This window comes from Rhizobacter sp. P3_B12, assembly GCF_056402895.1.
Map to the genome: position 1 here is coordinate 1 of NZ_JBFUGN010000209.1, position 7,781 is coordinate 7,781.

Genomic DNA, 7,781 nt, shown 5'->3' on the forward strand with positions numbered 1-7,781 from the left:
CACAGAGTACGCCACGGTGAACACCCATGGCGGCGCATCCCAGAACAGGACGGACTGCAGCCAGTGCTCGATGAAGCCGCCCGAATAGGTCGAGACCTTGGCCTGGGCGCGCAGCCACATCTCGAGCGTGGTCAACGGACATTCGATGCCCCACCATGATTCGGCGACGACGATGCCGATGGTGCCGACGTGCACCAGCCTGAACCAGAGCGAGTTCACCGCACACCAGCCGCGCAGGTTGCCGACGACGATCAACACCAGGCCGCCGACCACGAACAGCACGATGGCGAGGTGCAGCAGGAGCACGGCATTGGCAAGCATTTGATACGGCATCGGGCTGTCATCCGGAGTGGTGCAATTCGTGCTTACCATTGAATCACCAACAATTGCAGGGAGGATCGGGATGTCGAATCGATTTGGAAAGATGGTGGCCGCAGCCACCCTCGGGACGGCCTTGTCCGTGAGCTCGTTCGGGGCCATGGCCGCGCAGATCTCCGACCTGTTCGGCACCTGGACGGGGAGCTGGCTCTTCGGCGCGGTGTACGGCGGGCCGAACAACCCCGTCCCCAGCGGCCCGCTGTTCACCCGCCCGGTGACCATCGATCTGGACTCGTTCGATGCCAAGGCAGGCCTCTACGGCCATGTGTTCGTCGAAGGTGCCGTCGTCGGCAACGTGACCTCGCTGTCGGTGGTCGGCGACTCGGTGGCGATGCAGGTGACGCACCCCAGCCTCGACCTGACGCGCCCCACGGCGTATTTCTTCGGCACGCTGGGCAATCACTCGCTCATCGGCGACTACGACGTTCGCGGGTACCTGTACGGCAACACCGAATGGCGTGGAACGATGACGCTTGCTTCTTCGGTGCCTGAGCCCGCCATGGCGATGCTGTTGGGTTTGGGGCTGGTGGGTGTTGTGTTGCAGGCGCGGCGGCGGCGCTCGGCCGAAGGTCAGGTCTGACGCAGAGCGCCAGTGCCGCGCCAGCGCCTCGCATACGGCAACGCAAACATGTAGAGGCCGCTGAACAGCAGCAGGAAGAGCGGGATCAGCGGCGAGTAGGTCACCCACGCGGGGGGCTCGCCGCGGGCCCGCACGATGAAGTTGGCGACGACCGTCAGCGTGAAAGCCATCGACAGCCAGCGGTGGGACTGGCGGATCCAGTGGCTCCACTTGGAAGCGAGTTCCGTCTGGCGACTCGCGAGTTCGATACCGTGGCACATGTGATCTCCTTGGTTTGAGACCCGCGTTTGTATCGTTCACGGTTCGACAGCGCTTCTCCGAAACTGCGGAAGTGGCTCAATCCGGCAAGCCCCAGTCGAACCGATACGCGTGCGCACCGCCCTCGCCGATGACGACCTCCATGCGCCCCGAGAGCCCGGCCAGCGCGCCGGTGCCCGAGCCCGGCACGACGGTGATGGACTGCTGCGGCACGCCGGCGGCCATCGTCGAGCTGTGCTGCAGCACGAAGCTGCCCTCGCGGCCGGCGAGCGTGCCGCGCACGAGTTCCAGCGCGACGTAGCCGCCCGAGGTCTTGGCGGCGTCGCGCCACGAGAGCATCTCGCCCTGGCTCGTGGCCTCCAGTTCGCCGTGGAATCGCTTGTCGAGCGACATGCGGCCGAGGCCCGCAGGCGCGGCCACGTCGCTGAGCGGCTGCGGCGCGAGCGCCACGTCGAAGGGGCCGGTGGCGTGGCGTGTACTCATGGTGATCTCCTGTCGATGGGTGCGAGAACGTGGTCGAGGGACATGGCATCATCGTCCGGACTTGGCGATGCCCGCATTGGAATGCCCCCTCCCGCGCTGCCGATTGGAAAAACGCGACGACAGGTCGCGCAAGAAGCGCGCGGCGTGCTGCACCGTGTCGCCGAGGGCGCCTTCACGCACGAGCGGGCCGCGCCGACGCCGGGGCTGGCAGACACCGTCGAGCACTTCTGGCGCGTGCGCTGGCGCCTTGCCGGCCAGCCCCCGCAGGTGCAGGAGACGCTGCCGCACCCGAACGTGCACATCGTCATCGAGCCCGGCCGCATGGCCGCCCACGGCGTCCACACCTGCCGCTGGACGACCTTGCTGGAGGGCGACTCGCAGGCCTTCGGCATCAAGTTCCGTCCCGGCGCGTTTCGCGGCATCCTGCAGCGGCCGGTGTCGGAGCTGGCCGACCGCCACCTGCCGCTGGCGGAGCTGTTCGGCGACGCTGCGCGGGTGCTGGCCGACGTGCTCGGGCATGAGGACATGGCCGATGCCGTGGAAGCCGCCGAGCGCTTCCTCGCGCCACGCGTGCCCAGGCCCGACCCGCAGGCGCTGCTGGCGGCGCACATCGTCGATTCGATCGTCGACGATCGCGAGCTCGTCGCGGCCGCCGACCTCGCCGAACGCCACGGCTTGACGCTGCGCGCGCTGCAACGGCTGTTTGCCGAATACGTGGGGGTCGGCCCCAAATGGGTGATCCAGCGCTACCGGCTGCACGAGGCCGTCGCCCGCGTGCAGGCCGGCGAGCCGGTCTCGTGGGCAGCGCTGGCACAGGATCTGGGCTACTTCGACCAGGCGCATTTCATTGCGGACTTTCGGAAGCTGGTGGGGCGCACGCCGGCAGACTACGCGACGGCGGTCAAGGGGAATCGCTCAATGGCCTCGAGGGCCACGAAAGCCGGGTAGCTTTGAAGCGCCGGGAAGCGGCTGCGGTAGTAGCAGGCCCAGTAGCTCGTGACCCGCCGCCTCGTGGTTGCCATGAATGCCGGGTTCTCGCGCACAAAATCGGCGAACTGCGCAGAACTCGCGTCGGAGATGACGGTAGCTGCCGCTGCCTCGACGATCTCGACGACGTATTCGCCAATCAGTTGGACGACGAATGGCACGACCCAGGGCCGGCCAACGGCAACGAGCTCCCGTACGCATTCCTCGCGGATGTAGCCGTCCCAGTGCCTGCTGCCGAGGCAGAGCGCGAGCATTCGGGTGTCGCCGGTTGAGCCTGCGATTGCCGATCGAAGATTGGCCGGCTCGTAGTAGACGCGGTAGGGAGCAGACAACTTTTCTCCCTGAACGAGCACCGTGAAGCCCTGCATCGCCGGCGCAAGGTCTGCAACGCAGAGTGTGCGAAGCAGATCCAATGCGGCCGGCTGCAGCGCGGCGGGGAAGGTGGGGTGGCATGTCATGAGCGCACTCTGGTTCGAGCTTCATCGGTCGCCGACGATCGCGCCTGACTGCGGGCCGATGGCTCCGCGCAGGGGGCGATGGTAGGGCAACTGGTCATGAACGTCAGCTCAACCACGTTGGCGAACCCACCGCGCGTGACGCTGCGATTGATCGAGCCATGCGAGCTGGGCGCGAACGTCTCGTTCTCCCCGAAGGCACCGTTCTCGCTCAATCCGCTAGCCAAGAATGCCGTCGCCAAAGGCCTCATCGAGCGGGCATTCCATGCGCGGTCCAAGCTTGCTACAGAGGATCGAATGGGCCTGCGCAGTTCTTGAGCCAGGCCAGCTCGACGTTCTGAACGACATTCCATCGCCGCCACGAGTAGTGAATCAACAAGGCTCTCGCAGAATCTTCACGGATACTTCGCCGCGATGTCCCTGACCTTCAGACTGATCCTTCTCGTCTTCGCCTCGCTCTTCGGCCTGATGCTGGCACTTTGGGCATCTGGGGACGACGGTTCCTGGCTCCGCTGGCTGCCCGCCGCATTCTGTTTCGCGATCTCCGCGATGTGCATCGCGCGCGGGAGGTTCGCGCATATCTTCGGCGGCTTGATCGCCCTGGGTGTGATCGGTGGCGGCCTCGCCTACCTTGTCGACATGTTGCGTTCGGGGCCGGTCTACACGGGACGGCAGAGCGATGGATCGTTGGTCAACGCCGTACTGTTTTGCGTGGTCTTCGGCGGCTTCGCGGCCAAGTACCTGTGGGCAACGCGATTCGGCTTCGCCAAGCTGCCAATGTCAGTCGGCGAACGGGTCAGCGTCGAGTTCGACGACACTGAGGTCCGGATCCGCGTGGTGGACGATTCGCAGCACGGCTGGAATCAGCAGTTCCGCTGGGCCGACGTCACCAGGGTGTGCTTCTTGGACGGCGGAATCAACGACTCAGACTATCTGTTCATCAGCGTGCGGGAACGCTCACAGCGCGTCGGCGTGCCGACAGAAGCGCACGGCGGTCCGGAGCTTCTTTCCGCCTTGAGCGAGCGCGGGTTGTTTCCCGAAAAGGTCTGGCGCAAAGCCCTTGGCGAGACCGGCGGCGGCATGCATTGCTGGCCACCTCACGAGGAGACTCTGCATCCGCGCATGGCCGGATCCGTTCAGGCGCCCTGACTGACCAGTGTCGGGGTGACGCCAAGCAGCCGGCGCATGCAGCGCGCCATGTGGCTCTGGTGCGCGAAGCCTGCCTCGAGCGCGACCTCACTGGCCGGCATCTCGCCGCCGCGCAGCAGTGACACCGCCCGCTCGACACGCCGCTGAACGACGAACTGGTGCACCGGCACGCCGGTGCTGCGCTTGAACACCGTCTTCAAGTGCGACGCACTGATTCCCGCCACCTCTGCGAGCCGTGCGAGCGAGAGGTCGGCAGCGACGTGTGCGTCGATATGCTCCACCACCCGGCGCAGCTGTTGCGGCGACAGCGGCGCCGGCTCGCGCCGCGCGGTGGCCGCCGAGTGGCCGAGCAGGTGCACCACCAGCGCAACGCCCAGAGAGTCCGCGAACAGGCGGCCGCTCGGCGAGCCGGCCAGGCGGTCGGCGTCCAGCGCCCACGCAATGTGCTCGATGCGCGCATCGCGGAACTGATGCCGCGGTGCGAGTGCCGCGCGGCCCACGGGCAAGCGCATCTCCTGCGCAGCCCGTCGCAGCAGCGCGTGCGGCAGGTGCAGGGTCAACGTGCTGCCCGCGTCGTGCTCCTCCCAGGCATCGGACATGCCGGCCGGGACGATGTCGATCTCGCCGTGCCGGGCGACGAAGTCACGCGTGCGGCAGGTTCCGCGCACCGGCGGGCCGGCTTGCAGCTTGACGCGATGGTCGGCGATGGGCACCCAGGCCGCCGGGCCCGGCAATGTGGCTTGGCGCTCGACCCGCAAGTTCATCACCATCGTGTTCCTTCCTTGAGCAGCAGCGTCCGAACGTGTCCGGGAAACGTCCGTTCGTGAGCGACGGCCGCCACGCATCGGCCGCATTCTTGCCCCGCAGGCGCGCTGTGCGCTTGCCCGGCGCACAGCCGGCTTACTGCCAATGAGGACTCTATGGATGTGACCGTGATGGGATTGGGAACGATGGGATCGACGCTGGCGCAGTTGCTGCTGCGTGCCGGCCACCGCGTTCACGTGTGGAACCGCAGCGCGGCCAAGGCAGACGCACTGGTGCGCCAAGGTGCCCTGCGCACCGCCAGCGCGGCAGCGGCCGTGCGGGCGGCCGAGTTCGTCGTCATCTGCGTGCACGACTACGCGGCCGCCGACACCTTTCTTCGCGATGACGGCGTGGCGAGCGGTCTCGCGGGCCGCGTCGTCGTGCAGCTGACGACCGGCAGCCCGCAGGAGGCGCGCGATGGCGAGGCTTGGGTGCAGAGGCACGGCGGCGCCTATGTCGATGGCGCGCTCCAGGCGGCGCCCGCCCAGATGGGAACGCCGGACACGCCCATCCTCGTGTCTGGCGCGAACGACGCCTACCGTCGCGCCGAACCGCTGCTGCGGCTGTTCGGCGGCGGCCTGATCTACCTCGGAGAATCCGCCGGGGCTGCGGCCACGATGGACCTGGCGACGCTGTCGTACCTCTACGGTTCCATCATCGGCTTCTTGCACGGAGCGCGCATCAGCGAAGTGGAAGGCATCGGCGTCGACGCGTACGGTGAGGTCGTTGCACGAATCTCATCGAGCTTCGGCGACTTCCTCAAGCACGAGGGGAAGATGATCCATGAGGGGCGTTTCGAGGTGACGCAGAGCCCGATGACGATCTCGATCGAGGCGGTGGAGCGCATGCTGCGGGCGGCGGGCGACGCAGGTATCAATGCCGAGTTTCCTGCGTTCGTGGCGCAGTTGCTGCGTCGTGCCGCGGCGGCGGGACTGGAGACGGAGGAATTGGCGGCACTGATCAAGGTGCTGCGGGCAGGGCCGTAGCGACATACCAGATGCGCGTCCTGCAGGGCTGACGCGTCAAAAGCAACAGCCGCCGCGTCCGCCGGACTCACTGCTGGTACAGGGTCGCCACCTCCGTCGCGCTCAGGGCGCCGTCATAGAACCGCACGTCATCCAGCATCCCGTTGAACAGCGCGTCGGAGCCGTACTGGGACCTGCCCAGCGTGTTGTTGCGCGTGTAGCCGATATCGGCGGGCGCGAAGAGGATGCCGTCCGTCCGCACTGCCTGCTTGCCGTCAACGTACAGCGTCATGGTGCTGCCGCCCTTGCCCGCAGGGCACGTGGACGCGCTCGAATCGGCACAGGGGGTGCCCGACAGCGTGACCGCGACGTGGTGCCATTCGTTCTGCTTCAGGCTGCCGCCGACGACGCCGCTCTGCGGCTCGTAAGCGTAGGAGTACAGGCTGATCGCCGCCATGACCCGCCCGTCGCCCGTTCCGGGGGTGAGGTAGAGGTAGCGTGTCGAGTTGATGCCGATATCGAAGATGCGGTTGTGCGAGCCGCCGCGCCAGTAGACCCATGCCGCGAACGAGAAGTCACCCGCATTGCGCAGAATCTCGTCGGGCAGCTCGACGTAGCCGCTGGCGCCGTCGAGGTCGACCGCCTTCCCCTTCTTTCCGGCGACGCGCTTGGCCGCGCCCACGAGCCGGCCGACCACGCGGCCGTTCGCCGCGTCGTGCTCGTAGGGTGTCGTGTCGGTGTCGAAGCCCAGGGTCGCCAGGAGGCGCGTCCCGCCGACGGCGACCGCGACCTCGTTCGAGCGGGCCGTCGTGYTTCCGACGTTGTCCTGTCCGACGACCGCGTAGTAGTAGGTGCCCGGCACCTGCGGCTGGTCGACATAGGTCAGCAGGTCCGTGACGCCGCTTGCCACGACGATGTACGGCCCGCCGGAGTTCGGCGAACGCAGGACGTCGTAGCGGCGGGCCCCGGCGCTGCCCCACCAGTCCAGCGCCGCCTTCCCCGCGCGAGCCTTGCCGGTCAGGACAGGCGCGATCGCGAGCGGCTGCCAGGCCGCCGGCCTCGTGTACAGGAAGGTGCCATAGCCCAGGCCGTCGTACCCGCCGCTGGCGTTCCCGCCTGGGCCGGTCTCGTTGCCCACGAGCTTCATCATCGCCTCCGTATAGGGCGCCGAGAGACCCTTGCGCTTCACGTAATGTTCGTGGACGACCGTCCACTCCGGCCGCAGGAGGCCGAGCGCGTCGGTGGAGAAGCCGTTTTCGGCGTCCTGCCAGTGCAGGTTCTGCCAGTACACGAAGGGCACGACGTAGGCCGCCTGGGTCGCCGGGTTCATCAGGTTGGCCTTGGCCACGTACTCGGCGGCGCCCAGGAGCCGGTTGTTGTCCCAGCCATAGAAGTCGACACCCTGGTTCCAGGCCATCTCGGCCAGGTTCGTCGCGAGCATGATGCTGAGGGTGTTGTGCCCCTGGTCACGGCCCGACTCCTGCGTCTGCACGAGGTTGCCGGGGTGCCGGTAGTACGCGAAGTTGGCGAGCGAGCCGTTCGTGCCGCCGCGGACGTAGAAGTCCTGGACCCAGTTGAAGGTGTCGACGTCGTCTGCCAGCACTGCGTAGGCCAGCAGGCAGTTCTCCATCGCCAGGTCCCAGCTGGCGTAGACCCGGTCCGTGGAGAGCCCGGTGCGGTTCATGCCGATGAACCATTGAGACCAGTCGACGAAGACACTGC

At 67.2% G+C, this 7,781-nt stretch carries 11 protein-coding genes; 5 read left to right on the top strand and 6 right to left on the bottom strand.

Translation table 11 applies throughout. From position 1 onward, the window contains the following. Window positions 1-480: DUF2784 domain-containing protein (locus tag AC1D01_RS13545; RefSeq protein ID WP_477866988.1), on the bottom strand; the 480-nt coding region annotated here is incomplete at its 3' end. Between AC1D01_RS13545 and AC1D01_RS13550 the strand changes: the two genes are divergently transcribed. Beyond that, a complete protein-coding gene (locus tag AC1D01_RS13550; RefSeq protein ID WP_477866990.1) occupies window positions 479-958 on the top strand; it encodes a PEP-CTERM sorting domain-containing protein in 480 nt (159 codons plus the stop codon). The two genes, AC1D01_RS13545 and AC1D01_RS13550, sit on opposite strands and share 2 nt — an antisense overlap. Here AC1D01_RS13550 and AC1D01_RS13555 read toward each other — a convergent pair. Continuing rightward, entirely contained in the window at window positions 949-1,218 is a 270-nt protein-coding gene (locus AC1D01_RS13555; protein WP_477866992.1) for a hypothetical protein, read from the bottom strand. The two genes, AC1D01_RS13550 and AC1D01_RS13555, sit on opposite strands and share 10 nt — an antisense overlap. 76 nt (window positions 1,219-1,294) lie before the next feature. After that, window positions 1,295-1,699 (bottom strand): DUF3224 domain-containing protein, encoded by a 405-nt coding sequence (locus AC1D01_RS13560; protein WP_477866994.1) that lies wholly within the window; start codon window positions 1,697-1,699, stop codon window positions 1,295-1,297. Between the two features lie 144 nt (window positions 1,700-1,843). On the opposite strand from AC1D01_RS13560, the gene AC1D01_RS13565 reads away from it, so the two are divergent. Then, complete coding sequence (locus AC1D01_RS13565) at window positions 1,844-2,647, top strand: DUF6597 domain-containing transcriptional factor (protein WP_477866996.1); 804 nt, start codon at window positions 1,844-1,846, stop codon at window positions 2,645-2,647. Here AC1D01_RS13565 and AC1D01_RS13570 read toward each other — a convergent pair. Beyond that, entirely contained in the window at window positions 2,587-3,144 is a 558-nt protein-coding gene (locus tag AC1D01_RS13570) for a hypothetical protein (protein ID WP_477866997.1), read from the bottom strand. The genes AC1D01_RS13565 and AC1D01_RS13570 overlap by 61 nt on opposite strands. Window positions 3,145-3,240: 96 nt before the next feature. On the opposite strand from AC1D01_RS13570, the gene AC1D01_RS13575 reads away from it, so the two are divergent. Together AC1D01_RS13575 and AC1D01_RS13580 are read left to right on the top strand one after the other, a co-directional pair. Next, window positions 3,241-3,459 carry a hypothetical protein gene (locus AC1D01_RS13575; protein WP_477866998.1) on the top strand — a complete coding sequence of 73 codons (219 nt, stop codon included), beginning with the start codon at window positions 3,241-3,243 and terminating at the stop codon, window positions 3,457-3,459. Between the two features lie 96 nt (window positions 3,460-3,555). Then, a complete protein-coding gene (locus AC1D01_RS13580; protein WP_477866999.1) occupies window positions 3,556-4,290 on the top strand; it encodes a hypothetical protein in 735 nt (244 codons plus the stop codon). On the opposite strand, the gene AC1D01_RS13585 is transcribed toward AC1D01_RS13580, so the two are convergent. Next, the gene (locus AC1D01_RS13585) at window positions 4,278-5,060 is read right to left on the bottom strand and encodes a helix-turn-helix domain-containing protein (protein ID WP_477867000.1); all 783 of its coding nucleotides are present in this window, start codon (window positions 5,058-5,060) and stop codon (window positions 4,278-4,280) included. The genes AC1D01_RS13580 and AC1D01_RS13585 overlap by 13 nt on opposite strands. Before the next feature lie 150 nt (window positions 5,061-5,210). Between AC1D01_RS13585 and AC1D01_RS13590 the strand changes: the two genes are divergently transcribed. Then, on the top strand, window positions 5,211-6,080 hold the full coding sequence (locus tag AC1D01_RS13590; protein ID WP_477867001.1) for an NAD(P)-dependent oxidoreductase: 870 nt from the start codon (window positions 5,211-5,213) through the stop codon (window positions 6,078-6,080). Window positions 6,081-6,147: 67 nt separating this feature from the next. On the opposite strand, the gene AC1D01_RS13595 is transcribed toward AC1D01_RS13590, so the two are convergent. Beyond that, a partial coding sequence (locus AC1D01_RS13595; protein WP_477867003.1) for a LamG-like jellyroll fold domain-containing protein occupies window positions 6,148-7,781 on the bottom strand: 1,634 nt, incomplete at its 5' end.